This is a genomic window from Streptococcus sp. 32226D021BW, assembly GCF_053545015.1.
The window spans coordinates 109,744-122,878 of the sequence record NZ_JBPPVC010000003.1; the positions used below are offsets into that span (position 1 = coordinate 109,744).

At 45.8% G+C, this 13,135-nt stretch carries 11 protein-coding genes; 10 read left to right on the plus strand and 1 reads right to left on the minus strand.

The window, feature by feature from the left end:
- Positions 1-94 precede the first annotated feature (94 nt).
- The 8 genes from ACEE44_RS03255 (at position 95) to ACEE44_RS03290 (ending at position 8,567) form a co-directional block, all read left to right on the plus strand.
- Positions 95-697: a nitroreductase family protein gene (locus tag ACEE44_RS03255; protein WP_449171266.1), complete on the plus strand. Its 603-nt coding sequence runs from the start codon at positions 95-97 to the stop codon at positions 695-697.
- Between the two features lie 366 nt (positions 698-1,063).
- On the plus strand, positions 1,064-2,305 hold the full coding sequence (locus ACEE44_RS03260; protein WP_105159152.1) for an aminopeptidase: 1,242 nt from the start codon (positions 1,064-1,066) through the stop codon (positions 2,303-2,305).
- A 208-nt stretch (positions 2,306-2,513) separates the two neighbouring features.
- Positions 2,514-2,747, plus strand: coding sequence for a GlsB/YeaQ/YmgE family stress response membrane protein (locus ACEE44_RS03265; protein WP_002938398.1), 234 nt, complete (start codon positions 2,514-2,516; stop codon positions 2,745-2,747).
- A gap of 379 nt (positions 2,748-3,126) precedes the next feature.
- Entirely contained in the window at positions 3,127-4,689 is a 1,563-nt protein-coding gene (locus ACEE44_RS03270) for a 2-isopropylmalate synthase (RefSeq protein ID WP_449171267.1), read from the plus strand.
- Positions 4,690-4,697: 8 nt separating this feature from the next.
- The gene (leuB, locus tag ACEE44_RS03275) at positions 4,698-5,750 is read left to right on the plus strand and encodes a 3-isopropylmalate dehydrogenase (protein WP_449171268.1); all 1,053 of its coding nucleotides are present in this window, start codon (positions 4,698-4,700) and stop codon (positions 5,748-5,750) included.
- Positions 5,747-7,126 (plus strand): 3-isopropylmalate dehydratase large subunit, encoded by a 1,380-nt coding sequence (leuC, locus tag ACEE44_RS03280; protein ID WP_449171269.1) that lies wholly within the window; start codon positions 5,747-5,749, stop codon positions 7,124-7,126. Before leuB ends, leuC begins: the two co-directional genes overlap by 4 nt.
- Positions 7,126-7,719, plus strand: a complete 594-nt coding sequence (gene leuD / locus ACEE44_RS03285) for a 3-isopropylmalate dehydratase small subunit (protein ID WP_449171270.1) — start codon at positions 7,126-7,128, stop codon at positions 7,717-7,719. The genes leuC and leuD overlap by 1 nt, the downstream gene beginning before the upstream one ends.
- A 62-nt stretch (positions 7,720-7,781) precedes the next feature.
- The gene (locus ACEE44_RS03290; RefSeq protein WP_014638675.1) at positions 7,782-8,567 is read left to right on the plus strand and encodes an L-threonylcarbamoyladenylate synthase; all 786 of its coding nucleotides are present in this window, start codon (positions 7,782-7,784) and stop codon (positions 8,565-8,567) included.
- Between the two features lie 279 nt (positions 8,568-8,846).
- Here the strand turns inward: ACEE44_RS03290 and ACEE44_RS03295 are convergent, their stop codons facing one another.
- Entirely contained in the window at positions 8,847-9,707 is an 861-nt protein-coding gene (locus ACEE44_RS03295) for a helix-turn-helix domain-containing protein (protein ID WP_449171271.1), read from the minus strand.
- Between the two features lie 161 nt (positions 9,708-9,868).
- Between ACEE44_RS03295 and ACEE44_RS03300 the strand changes: the two genes are divergently transcribed.
- On the plus strand, positions 9,869-10,753 hold the full coding sequence (locus ACEE44_RS03300; protein WP_449171272.1) for an ABC transporter ATP-binding protein: 885 nt from the start codon (positions 9,869-9,871) through the stop codon (positions 10,751-10,753).
- Positions 10,750-13,092, plus strand: a complete 2,343-nt coding sequence (locus ACEE44_RS03305; RefSeq protein ID WP_449171273.1) for a hypothetical protein — start codon at positions 10,750-10,752, stop codon at positions 13,090-13,092. The genes ACEE44_RS03300 and ACEE44_RS03305 overlap by 4 nt, the downstream gene beginning before the upstream one ends.
- Positions 13,093-13,135: the final 43 nt, after the last annotated feature.

Sequence of the window (13,135 nt, forward strand, 5' to 3'; positions counted from 1 at the left end):
GTCAAACCTCTTGACTAATGTTGTTGATAGGTATATAATCCCTACATAGTGATAAAAACTACTATGTAGTAACAATAAGAAAAGAGGAAACTATATGTCAAACTTTGCAAAACTTCAAGAAACTCGCCGTTCAATCTACGCACTTGGTAAAGACTTGCCAGTATCAAATGAAGAAGTAGTAGCACTTGTTGAGAAAGCCATGAAAGAATCTCCATCAGCTTTCAACTCACAATCAAGCCGCGCAGTAGTACTTTTCGGTGCGGAGTCAGAAGCTTTCTGGAACGAAATTGCCTACAGCGAATTGGAAAAAGTAACGCCTGCAGAAGCTTTTGAAGGCACAAAAGGTCGCTTAGCTGGTTTTGCGGCTGGTGCAGGTACGATCTTGTTCTTCGAAGACCAAGATGTGGTGAAAGGCTTGCAAGAAAGCTTCCCGCTCTACGCTGAAAACTTCCCAATCTGGTCTGAACAAGCTCACGGTATCAACTTGTACGCAGTATGGTTGGCTTTCGCTGAGAAAAATATCGGCATGAACGTACAACACTACAACCCATTGGTTGATGCACAAGTTGCTGAAAAATACGGTATCCCAGCTAACTGGAAACTCCGTGCCCAAGCACCATTCGGTAGCATTGCAGCTCCAGCAGCAGACAAAGACTACATGGCGGATTCTGACCGTGTAAAAGTTTTTGGTAACTAATACTCTGCGAAAATTGAAGTCAGATGTTGTTGACTTGATGTGATGAGTGTAAAGCTCCAGTGGAGCTTTACAGCCTGCTCCCTTAAAACAAGAGAGGAGCGGGGTTCAACCTTCGGCTTGCTGACACGAACTTCGTTCGTTTCATCTCCAACCTTCAACTATCTCCCAGATAGTTGAAGCTAGTACTAAATGCAAACTGAAAACTTTACTCTGCGAAAATTGGAAATATTCGTTTTCAGTCTGTCCAGGTGAGTGTAAGACTGTCGGATAGAATCTGAGACTTCCTGCTAAACAGGAAGTTTTTTTGTCAGTCTGGCTTTAAAATATGATACAATAATCTAGTATTACATTTCAAAGGAGAATAAAATGGTACTACCAAATTTTAAAGAAAATCTTGCTAAATACGCTAAACTCTTGGTTTCAACAGGTATCAATGTCCAACCTGGTCACACTGTTCAATTGACTATCGGTGTAGAACAGGCTGAGTTGGCTCGTTTGATTGTCAAAGAAGCTTACGCCCACGGTGCTAAGGAAGTCTTGGTCAACTGGTTGGACGATGTGATTGCTCGTGAGCGTTTGGTCAATGTCGATGTGGAACTCTTGGAACAAGTTCATCCACAACGCATCACTGAAATGAACTACCTTTTGGAGCGTAAGGCCAGCCGTTTGGTTGTCTTGTCAGAAGATCCAGGTGCTTACGACGGTGTGGATCCAGAGAAATTGTCTCGCAACGCTCGTGCACTCAGCCAGGCTTTGAACCCAATGCGACAAGCATCCCAAGCTAACAAAATCAGCTGGACACTTGGTGCAGCCTCAGGTTTGGAATGGGCCAAAAAAGTCTTCCCAAATGCAGCGTCTGACGAAGAGGCAGTGGATCTTCTTTGGGACCAAATCTTCAAGACTTGCCGTATCTACGAGGAAGATCCAATCAAGGCTTGGGAAGAGCATGAAGCACGCTTGGTAGCTAAGGCTAAGGTCCTCAACGACGAGCAGTTTGTCAAATTGCACTACACAGCTCCTGGAACGGACTTGGTGCTCGGTATGCCGAAAAATCACTTGTGGGAAGCGGCAGGCTCAATCAATGCCCAAGGTGAGCACTTTATTGCCAACATGCCAACAGAAGAGGTCTTCACTGCACCTGACTACCGTGTGGCAGACGGCTATGTAACATCAACCAAACCACTCAGCTACAACGGTAACATCATCGAAGGCATCAAAGTAACCTTCAAAGACGGTGAAATCGTGGATGTAACAGCTGAAAAAGGCGATGAAGTCATGAAGAAATTGGTCTTTGACAATGCTGGTGCACGTGGTCTTGGTGAAGTTGCCCTTGTGCCAGACAAGAGCCCAATCTCTCAATCAGGTGTGACATTCTTCAACACCCTCTTTGATGAAAATGCCTCAAACCACTTGGCGATTGGGCAAGCCTATGCCTTCTCTATCGAAGGTGGTACAGAAATGAGCCAAGAAGAGCTCAAAGAAGCAGGCCTTAACCGTTCTGATGTCCATGTGGACTTCATGATTGGCTCTAATAAGATGAACATTGACGGTATCCGTGAGGATGGTACCCGTGTACCAATCTTCCGTGACGGTGAGTGGGCTATCTAATGATATTTGAATGAAACTGGGCAAAAAGCCCAGGATCACTTCTCAGAGTTCGTGTCAACATCTCAGCGCAGTGGTTGATTGTCAGATTTGTTCGTGTTTTGCACTCCAAATCTGACCTAATCAACTGTGCGGGGGTGGGAAGACGAACTCTTTTTGACCTAGTCGAGTTCTTTCCCACTCCCATTTTGTAAATAAGGAGGAATATAGAATGTTAACAAGTATAATCGCAGGTGCCATTATTGGCCTGATTGCTGGGGCATTGACCTCATCAGATGACCGTCGTGGCTGTCTAGGAAATATTATCCTTGGTCTTGCAGGTTCATGGATTGGACAGCTGCTCTTCGGTGACTGGGGTCCACAGTTTGCTGGTATGGCCCTAGTACCGTCAGTCTTTGGTGCGGTATTGTTAGTGGCAATTTTTAGCAGTTCTAGACGGAATTAAACACCTGAACCGTGCTTCAATTGGAGCATGGTTTTCTATTATCTGGATTTGTGCGAATTGCCGCATTGTTCGGATTTTTCAGAAAATTTCCATTTTTCTGTTGACAAGTGAAAATTAGTAGGGTATCATTGTAAATAATTAAAACACTGAAAGGAAAAGTCAAATGAAACCTGTCACTACAAAATTCTTTGCTTTGTTGTTGCGACGGTCGGGCTAGTGCTGAAAGAATGCATTAGTCCTGTTTGGCTTACCAAGCGGGCGCTGTTGACAACATCTCGCAGGTAGTTATCCTCGAGGTGTTTTCTTTTATTTAGTTTACTTAGATAACTAAGAAAGTGAACCTAATATTGACGTTAGGCTTATTTAGAAAGGTATTCTTATGCGTGTGATTGAATTTTTAGATACGACTTTGCGAGATGGTGAACAGACGCCGGGTGTGAATTTTTCTATCAAGGAAAAAGTGAGCATCGCCAAGCAGTTGGAGAAATGGGGGATTTCTGCCATCGAAGCGGGTTTCCCAGCGGCCAGTCCTGATTCGTTTGAAGCGGTTCGTCAGATTGCGGCAGCGATGACCAAGACGGCTGTGACAGGTTTGGCACGGTCAGTAAAATCAGACATTGATGCTTGTTATGAGGCTCTGAAAGATGCCAAGTATCCGCAGATCCATGTTTTCATTGCGACCAGTCCCATCCACCGTGAATTTAAACTTCAAAAGACCAAAGAAGAAATTTTGGCGCAAATCACTGAACATGTCAGCTATGCACGTGAGCGTTTTGAGGTAGTGGAATTCTCGCCAGAGGATGCGACACGGACGGAGTTGGATTACTTGCTTGAAGTGGTGCAGACAGCGGTAGATGCGGGTGCGACTTACATCAACATTCCAGATACAGTCGGCTTTACCACTCCTCAGCACTACGGAGAAATTTTCCGTTACTTGACAACAAACGTCAAATCGGACCGTGAGATTATTTTCAGTCCCCATTGCCACAATGATTTGGGTATGGCTGTTGCCAATACCCTATCGGCCATTAAAAACGGTGCAGGTCGGGTCGAAGGTACTATCAATGGTATCGGTGAGCGAGCAGGGAATGCGGCCCTTGAAGAAGTAGCTGTTGCCCTTGAAATTCGGAAAGATTTCTATGATGTGACTAGTCCGATTGTTCTTAAGGAAACGCTCAATACTTCGGAATTAGTATCTCGTTTTTCTGGGATTGCCATTCCACGCAATAAGGCGGTTGTCGGTGGCAATGCCTTCTCACATGAATCCGGTATCCATCAGGATGGTGTCTTGAAAAATCCATTGACCTATGAAATCATTACACCTGAGTTGGTAGGGGTCAAGAAAAATTCTCTGCCACTGGGTAAACTATCTGGTCGCCATGCCTTTGTAGAAAAGCTGAAAGAACTAGACCTGTATTTTGAAGAAGGAGACGTTGCTAGCTTGTTTGCTCGTTTCAAAAACCTGGCAGACAAGAAGGAAAAAATTACGGATGCTGATATTCGTGCCTTGGTAGTTGGTACAGAAATCAGCAATCGTGATGGCTTTCAATTTAAAGATTTGCGTTTGGATAGTCAGTCTGACGGAAGTATTCAGGCTCAAGTTACCTTCATCAATCAGGATGAAGAAGAAGTGGTTGTTGTAGAGTCAGGCAAGGGTTCGGTTGAGGCTGTCTTTAATGCCATTGACCAATTCTTCCAGCAGGAAATCAGCTTGGAACGGTATCATATCGACGCTATTACCGATGGTATCGATGCCCAAGCTCGTGTGCTTGTCGCTGTAGAAAACAAAGCTACGGAAACTATCTTCAATGCCTCTGGTATTGACTTTGACGTACTGAAGGCTTCGGCCATTGCCTATATCCATGCCAATGTCATGGTGCAAAAAGAAAATAGTGGCCAGATAGATAAGAAACTATCAGAGAAAGACTTACCACACATCTAGGAGGAAATATGACGAAAAAAATTGTAGCCCTGGCTGGTGATGGAATCGGTCCTGAAATCATGGAGGCTGGCCTAGCAGTCCTCGAGGCTGTTGCTGGGCAAGTAGGATTTGATTATGAGATTGAGGAGAGAGCTTTTGGTGGTGCTGGGATTGATGCGGCTGGCCATCCTCTACCTGAGGATACCTTGCAGGCTTGCAGGCAGGCAGATGCGATTTTGTTGGCAGCAATCGGTAGTCCTCAGTATGACAATGCGGCTGTCCGACCAGAACAAGGTCTTCTTCAACTTCGTAAGGAATTAGGTCTCTTTGCCAATATTCGTCCGGTTAAGATTTTTGATAGTTTGAAAGACTATTCTCCTCTGAAAGCGGAGCGGTTGGAGGGAGTGGATTTGGTCATGGTCAGGGAGTTGACAGGTGGCATCTACTTTGGAGAGCACCAGCTGGGACAAGACCGGGCTAGTGATGTCTGTGCTTATCAAGTAGCAGAAATCGAACGGGTTGTCCGCTCTGCCTTTGACTTAGCCCGAAAAAGACGACAAAAAGTCACCAGCATTGACAAGCAAAATGTGCTAGCGACGTCAAAATTGTGGCGGAAGGTAGCGGATCAAGTGGCTAAGGATTACCCAGATGTGACCTTGGAGCACCAGTTGGTTGACAGTGCTGCCATGCTCCTGATGACCAATCCGAGTCGCTTTGATGTTTTGGTGACGGAAAATCTCTTCGGTGATATTTTGTCGGATGAGGCCAGCGTACTGACAGGTACCTTGGGCGTCCTGCCTTCTGCCAGTCATGCGGTGGCAGGCCCTAGTCTTTATGAGCCCATTCATGGTTCAGCACCTGATATTGCAGGTCAAGGGATTGCCAATCCTGTCAGCATGATTCTATCTGTTGCCATGATGCTGGAGGAAAGTTTTGGTCTAGTTCAAGCGGGACAAGCCATTCGCCAAGCGGTTGATGCGGTCTTTGCACAGGGCATTTTTACTAAAGATCTCGGTGGGACCGCTTCTACCAAGGAGATGACGGAGGCGATTATTGCCCAGCTTGAAAGGAGGTCACCATGAGTGGACAATCCATTTTCGATAAGCTCTGGGATCGCCATGTCATTACGGGTCAGGAAGGTCAGCCTCAGCTTCTCTATGTTGACCAGCATTATGTCCATGAGGTGACCAGTCCCCAAGCCTTTCAAGGTCTGAGAGATACAGGGCGACCTGTTCGGCGACCGGATTTGACCTTTGCCACCTTTGACCACAATGTGCCAACGGTTGATATCCACACTATACGCGACGCTATTTCCAAGGCACAAATGGATGCTCTGGCTCAGAATATCGAAGAATTTGGTATTCCCCACGCAGCTCATGGATCGGAATTTCAGGGCATTGTCCACATGGTCGGGCCTGAAACGGGGCGGACTCAGCCAGGTAAATTCATCGTCTGTGGAGATAGTCATACGGCAACCCACGGAGCTTTCGGGGCCATTGCCTTTGGGATTGGGACAACAGAAGTAGAGCATGTCTTTGCAACTCAAACCCTGTGGCAGGTCAAACCCAAAAAGCTCTTAGTACGGTTTACAGGTAAGCCGAAAAAGGGGATATACTCCAAGGATTATGTCTTAGCATTGATTGCTAAGCATGGTGTGGCACTGGGGGTTGGTTATGTAGTCGAGTATGTGGGTGAGGCTATTGATGCTCTGACCATGGAAGAACGGATGACAATTTGTAACATGTCCATCGAGTTCGGATCTAAGATGGGGATTATGAACCCAGATCAAACTACTTTTGATTATCTAGCAGACAAGGAAAAACGCCCCAAAGACTTCGAGGCGGCGGTGGCGGATTGGAAAACCCTCGTATCCGACCCGAACGCAGTTTATGACAAGGTCATCGAGATGGATGTTTCGAATCTAGCACCGATGGTAACATGGGGAACAAATCCTTCCATGGGTGTCTCCTTTGATGAGACCTTTCCTGAAGTTCGCGATATGAACGATGAACGAGCCTATAAGTACATGAACTTACAGCCTGGACAAAGTCCAAAGGACATCGAAATTGGCTATGTTTTCCTGGGGTCCTGTACCAATGCCCGTCTTTCTGACTTGCAGGTAGCCGCCAAGATTGTTGAAGGCAAACGTGTGGCAGATCATGTGACTGCAATTGTGGTTCCAGGTTCGAGACCGGTTAAGTCAGCTGCAGAAGCACTAGGCTTAGACAAGATCTTTTTGGAAGCTGGCTTTGAATGGCGGGATCCGGGTTGCTCCATGTGTCTGGGGATGAACCCAGACAAGGTGCCGACAGGTGTCCACTGTGCATCGACCAGCAATCGAAACTTTGAGGATCGACAGGGTGTTGGCTCTCGAACCCACCTTTGTAGTCCAGCCATGGCAGCAGCGGCAGCTATTGCAGGACGCTTTGTAGATGTTCGTGAGATGGAGGTGGTCTGATGGAAAAGTTTACAATCTACACTGGGACGACCGTTCCACTCATGAATGACAACATTGATACCGATCAGATTTTGCCCAAGCAGTTTCTGAAGCTGATTGACAAGAAAGGCTTTGGCAAGTACCTCATGTATGAGTGGCGTTATTTGGATAACAAGTATACTGAGGACCCTGATTTTATCTTCAATACGGTACCTTATCGTCAGGCAACGATCTTGATTACAGGAGATAACTTCGGAGCAGGTTCATCCAGAGAGCATGCCGCTTGGGCCCTTGCTGACTATGGCTTCAAGGTTATCATTGCAGGCTCCTTCGGGGATATTCATTACAACAATGACCTCAACAATGGCATCTTGCCAATCGTTCAGCCCTGTGAGGTTCGGGAGAAATTGGCTGCGCTGGCATCGACTGATGAGGTGACTGTCGATCTCTACCAGCAAAAAATTATCTCTCCAGTCGGAGAATTTGATTTTGAGATCGATGCAGATTGGAAACACAAATTACTCAATGGTCTGGATGATATTGGCATTACCTTGCAATACCAGGACTTGATTGAGGAGTATGAGAGGAATCGGCCAAGTTACTGGCAGGAATAAAATAAAGATTAGAAAACAAGCAGATCGCTCTGCTATGGAACAAAAGAAAAGAGGAAACTATTATGACGAAACAAATTCACTGGGATGGCGCACTTTCACAAGAAGGTTTTGACATTATCAAGGGTGAGGGAGGCGTGATTGTCTGCCCGACTAAGGTTGGTTATATTATCATGACTGCCGACAAGGCTGGTTTGGAGCGGAAGTTTGATGCTAAAGAGCGCAAGCGCAATAAGCCAGGTGTTGTCCTTTGCGGTAGCATGGAGGAGCTTCGTGAGTTGGCTCAGCTAACTCCTGAGATTGATGCCTTCTACCAAAAACATTGGGATGAGGACATTTTGTTGGGTTGTATCCTGCCGTGGAAACCAGAGGCATATGCCAAGTTGCAAGCTTACGGCGATGGTCGTGAAGAGTTGATGACCGACGTACGTGGTACTTCATGCTTTGTTATTAAGTTTGGTGTGGCTGGCGAGCAGATTGCCAAGGAAATGTGGGAAAAAGAAGGCCGTATGGTCTATGCGTCATCTGCTAACCCGTCAGGTAAGGGAAATCGTGGTAAGGTAGAAGGTATCGGTGAGCGTATCGCTTCTAAAGTGGACTTGATCATCGAGGCGGATGACTACGTAGCATCTATCCAGCCAGACAAGACTATTGAAACCCGCTATGAGCAAGGGGTTATGGTGTCTATGGTAGACAAAGATGGTAAACTGATTCCAGAACAAGGTGCAGATAGCCGTTCTATCAGCCCATGTCCAGTTGTCATCCGTAAGGGTCTGGACATCGATAAAATAATGATGCACTTGTCAGACCACTTCAACTCTTGGGACTATAGACAAGGGGAATACTACTAAGATATAGTCATTCAGTTTATCTTTTATTACGTCGACGAACGAGGAAACTCCGTTTCCTTATTTCCAACTTCAAATAATTTCATCATTATTTGAACTCACCTTGCCTAACTCCAGTTATGCCTGCGGCTCGTTGACACGAACAGTGTTCGTTTTATTTCCAACCTCTAACTGTCTCCCAGACAGTTAGAGCTAGTACTAAAAGTAAACTAAAAGACTATTATTGAGAACGATCCGAAAGGGTCGTTTTTTCGTACTCACATAAAAAACTGACCGAAGATTTCAGTCAGTTTGGTGCTGTTTGATAAGTGATTTGAGGTTGTCGAGTAGAGTTTGCTCGTCCGTCAGTTCCAAGATTTGTAGTCCTTTGTCAATCAGTTCCTGCTTGTTTTGGGCTATTCCTAGATAGACATAGGCACGGGCTAGTTGGTCATAGCGTTTTTCCTGCTTGGCTAGGTTCATGAGTTTGGTGGCAAAAAAAGTAGACTTGCTGTACTGTCTTTGTTCCAAGAAAAAATAAGAAAGAGACTGATAGTATGACAGTATGGTGGGCTGAATTCTCTTGTAATCCTTGTATTTTTCCAATCGTTTTAGAAGAAGATTGGCAGTTTCTTCAAGGCTATCAAGTGAGATTATATGTGACAAGAGAGTACCTACTAAGATAATATCGTTATGGTACCAGTTGTCGTATCCTTCTAGTTGGGACCAGAGGAGTTTGGACAGGACTTCAGCCTCGTCGGAAAGCTGGGTGATAGAAGAACTTTTTCGGATAGCTACAACGGTCTCTAGGAGGAGGCACTTTCTGTGAATAGGAATATCATTGGGTTCTTTTTTTAAATGGTCGTGGCAACGCTTTATCAAATCCTCCATGATCTTAGTGGTCGGATTTCTGAGATTATCTATATCATAGAGCAGTTGTTGGCGTTGGCTGGGCTGGTAGTAGTTACAGAGGTATTCAAACTCCTCGAAGGTCATATCCACTTGCTTGAGCAAGAAACGCATGAGCTCGTAGCTAGGAATGGTTTGATTTTTCTCGAAGCGAACCAAGGTCGTCCGATTGAGATAATCCCCACAAATCTGCTCCTGACTTAAATGCTTACTTTTCCGAATGCTCTTATACACACTTCCGTAATCCCACCGCATAACCTACTCCTTGAAAAAATGTGATTATTTGCAACAAAACGAATTAACTTTATAAAAATAGTATATCATAATAATATTAAAACATTGTTTTTTGTATATAGAAAATAAGCTGATGAAAGTCTGCTACACCGATCTGCCATTTCCCCAAGAAAGGAGTTTCTATGTTAAAAGTTCGTGATATCTGCAAGCGATATGGTGCCCACCAGGTCTTGTCCTATGTGTCCTTTGAGCTGCAAGCGGGGGACTTGGTTGCCCTAGTAGGTCCCAATGGTGTGGGGAAATCCACTCTATTGAATATTATCAGCAACACAGAGAGCACTGACCGTGGGTCGGTAACCATCAATGGTCGTCCCAACAGTGATCGTGCGATTTTTCAGGATATGTCTGTCATGTTGGATGCCCAAGCCCTTTATCCACAGTTGACGGGTTACGACCATCTGACCTATGTGGCTGCTACCCACAAGCTGGGGAAAAAGGAAGTGGATGCATTGGTGGAAGAATTGGGGATGGGCTACTATGTCAAAAAGCGGGTGGCTGGCTATTCCATGGGTATGAAGCAGAAGCTGCTCTTTGCCATGGCTGTCCTTCCCAAGCCCAAGCTCTTGTTGCTGGATGAGCCCCATATCGGCTTGGACCCGACCAATATCATTCAACAGCGGGAATTTCTTCTAAACCTACAAGCAGAAGGGGTTGCGATTTTGCTTTCTTCCCATCATTTGTCGGAGATTGAGAAGCTGACCAATCAAGTTTATTTCCTCAAGGCCAGCAAGTTGATTGCCACAGAAGTGGAGTTAACGGCGGATTATGATTACCATCTTGCTGTGGAAAACTCCAAGCAGGTTCAGGAATTTTTACGGGATTATCCTCAACTCTTGTGGAAAAAGGCAGAGCAGGGTCTGGTGGAAATCTTCTTGCCTGAGAGAGATTTGCTAGATTGTTTGGATCGTATTCCAATCCAGCAGGTGGCTGGCCTTACAAAAGCCAGCGACTATATGGAGTCCCTCTACCGTGATCTCTACGTGGAGGAAGGTGGTGAGGGGACATGAGGCTGAACTTTGAAATCAAGAAAATCCTCTGGTCGCCTCTTTACTGCTTGCTCGTGCTGGGTTTTCTAGGTCTGGCCTACCTTCCGATTTCTCAGCGCCAAGTCCACCAAGCGACCTATGTGGAAACCTATAAAAAAGAACTGAGTGAATTGGCCAGTGTCTTGGTAGATATAAAAATTGAGGAGGAGTCAGAAGAAGCACCGCGGATGGTGGGCTTGAAATCCGATATTGAAAGTATCAGTCAGGCCTTGGATGAGGGGAAGTTTGAACTGATACTCAACTACCGCAAACTCATGTATCAGGATTTGGACTATTTTATCAGTCGCAATCGACAGCTTTTTCAAACGCGGCAATCCTTGACGCTTAGTGAAGTCGAGCGTTTAGCCAGATGGAATGACTGGTTGATTGAGTATCAAGTGCCTGATGGTCCTGAAAACAAGGCTTGGTCAACAGGGCGTATTGTTCAAGCCTACTTAGAAAGTCTGTTTGGTTTTCTTCCTGTATTTTTGGTGCTTGGTTTTCTGCTTGCCAATCAGCTGGCGGAAAAGACACTGGCACATCAAGTTTGGCAGTTGCGGCAGTGGGATAGTCTGAGTTTGCAGGGGATCAGGCGTTTGGCTGCTTCCTTGCTATCGCTTTTGCTGGCTGTGGGGATAGGTTTACTTTTTATCATGGTCTATGATGGGCTGACAGGTCAGTTGGCTTTATCTAGTTTTCAAGTTCCTCTTGAGATTTTGGGTCAGAGTCAGTTGATAGGCTCTTGGCTTTATTGGCTTATTTTGCTTGGTTTTTGGTTGGTATTGCTTCTAGCTGTTCGCCTGCTACTTGGATTTTTGGACCACTTGTTAGCCAGTCGGCTGATTTTTGTAGTGACGGGGTTACTATTGGCTCTGGGGCTTTCCTATCAGGCTGGTGCAGTAGCTGGTTGGTCAGGTCAAATTCTGCCTTTGCTTGCCTTTCCGAGTTTTTTAGACACAGCTGTATTTTCACAGGTCTTTGTAGCGGTGGATGTCTTTCTCCTGCTGACCATTGGGCTTTTCTTTGCTTATTATGTGCTGACAGAAAAGAAAAGGCTGGTCTTGCTAGTGGGTCATCAGAAGGAGTTAGACACAGGTTCTTTAGACAAGATTTGGTCTTTTGATGTTCTCATCCTTAGTCGGCTCAAGACTTGGAAAGGGCTTGTCTTAGTAAACTTGCTCCTAGCTCTGCTATTTTCCCTAGTAACAGGCCTACAAAAGCAAGAGGTTGCCCAGGAGGAGAGGGTTTCGATGGAGTTGGTTGCCCAGTCCTATGAGCAAGATGGGGCCAATGTGGAGAATTTGCAGTCGGAAATCAACCGTCTGAGGCAGTTGGTCAAAGAGGACGCGAGCTATCAGGAGGAGTTGGAGTGGAGGCTTGGTCTCTTGCAAGAATATCGTGTCTATAAGGACCTCTATGTCAAGCAATGGCAGGTATATCAGGAAAACCCTCAGGCTCTGCCAGCTAGTCACCTTGCTATGCTGAAGGCAGAGCAGGTCTATCTATGGGCTAGAGAGGAAAAGGCTTTTGCCGATGGTGATATTGGGGCCAGCCAGACGGTGGATAATCTTCGCCGTTACCAGACCCGCAATCAGGTCAGTCAGTATTACTGGCAGCAGCTGATGGAGGCTGGGGTGCCTGCAACTAAGCGAGGCAAGGATGTTATTTTGACCAGCTTGGAAAATCGTTTTGACACAAATGATGCCTTTGTTCCGGTAGACGATCCCTCTTGGGACCGTTCCAGAGATTTGACAGGTATCGGCAGCCTGCGCTCTTTTTTTGATGGTCCGGCTTATTTGGTGCTGCTATTGCTGGCGGTTTGGATTGGCAGTCGGGGCAAGGCGGTGGAAGTTGCTGGAAAAAACTGGCGTCTTTATCAGACCCAGCCTGTGGATTTGCGTCAGGTTCTATTCACCAAGTGGTTGCTGGGACTGGGGCAGGCACTAGGATTCACAGTGTTCTTTCTCGTTAGCCTTTTCCTAGTCAATAGTCTGGTCGGAGGAATCGGTTATCTGGAAGATGGCCTTATCTTGCTTTCACATTCGGAGAGGGGTATTTTTCTTGAACTCCTGAGGGGACAAGAACTCTGGGCTTGGTTCCTGCCCAATACTCCTTATCTCTTGAGGATGGTGCTTGGCTTGCTTGTCTTGGAAATTGTTCTAGTCAGCCTCAATCATCTTTTGCAGGTTCGGTTTTCAAATCGTTTAGTGGTCTTCATCCTATTAGCTGGTTTGCTGGCTCTGCTGGACTACCTCCTCTTTCAAGACCTGATTTTGGATGGGCAGGAGATCTTTAGGCAGTTAGCTCTGCTATTTTCATAAAAAAAGAAAAACTGGCTGAAAATTTTTTCAGTCAGTTTCTTAT

Coding starts and splice junctions, on each gene's coding strand:
- leuC (WP_449171269.1), top strand. CDS start 5,747: ATGAGTGGACAATCCATTTTCGATAAGCTCTGGGATCGCCATGTCATT.
- leuB (WP_449171268.1), top strand. CDS start 4,698: ATGACGAAAAAAATTGTAGCCCTGGCTGGTGATGGAATCGGTCCTGAA.
- ACEE44_RS03295 (WP_449171271.1), bottom strand. CDS start 9,707: ATGCGGTGGGATTACGGAAGTGTGTATAAGAGCATTCGGAAAAGTAAG.
- ACEE44_RS03265 (WP_002938398.1), top strand. CDS start 2,514: ATGTTAACAAGTATAATCGCAGGTGCCATTATTGGCCTGATTGCTGGG.
- ACEE44_RS03270 (WP_449171267.1), top strand. CDS start 3,127: ATGCGTGTGATTGAATTTTTAGATACGACTTTGCGAGATGGTGAACAG.
- leuD (WP_449171270.1), top strand. CDS start 7,126: ATGGAAAAGTTTACAATCTACACTGGGACGACCGTTCCACTCATGAAT.
- ACEE44_RS03305 (WP_449171273.1), top strand. CDS start 10,750: ATGAGGCTGAACTTTGAAATCAAGAAAATCCTCTGGTCGCCTCTTTAC.
- ACEE44_RS03300 (WP_449171272.1), top strand. CDS start 9,869: ATGTTAAAAGTTCGTGATATCTGCAAGCGATATGGTGCCCACCAGGTC.
- ACEE44_RS03260 (WP_105159152.1), top strand. CDS start 1,064: ATGGTACTACCAAATTTTAAAGAAAATCTTGCTAAATACGCTAAACTC.
- ACEE44_RS03290 (WP_014638675.1), top strand. CDS start 7,782: ATGACGAAACAAATTCACTGGGATGGCGCACTTTCACAAGAAGGTTTT.
- ACEE44_RS03255 (WP_449171266.1), top strand. CDS start 95: ATGTCAAACTTTGCAAAACTTCAAGAAACTCGCCGTTCAATCTACGCA.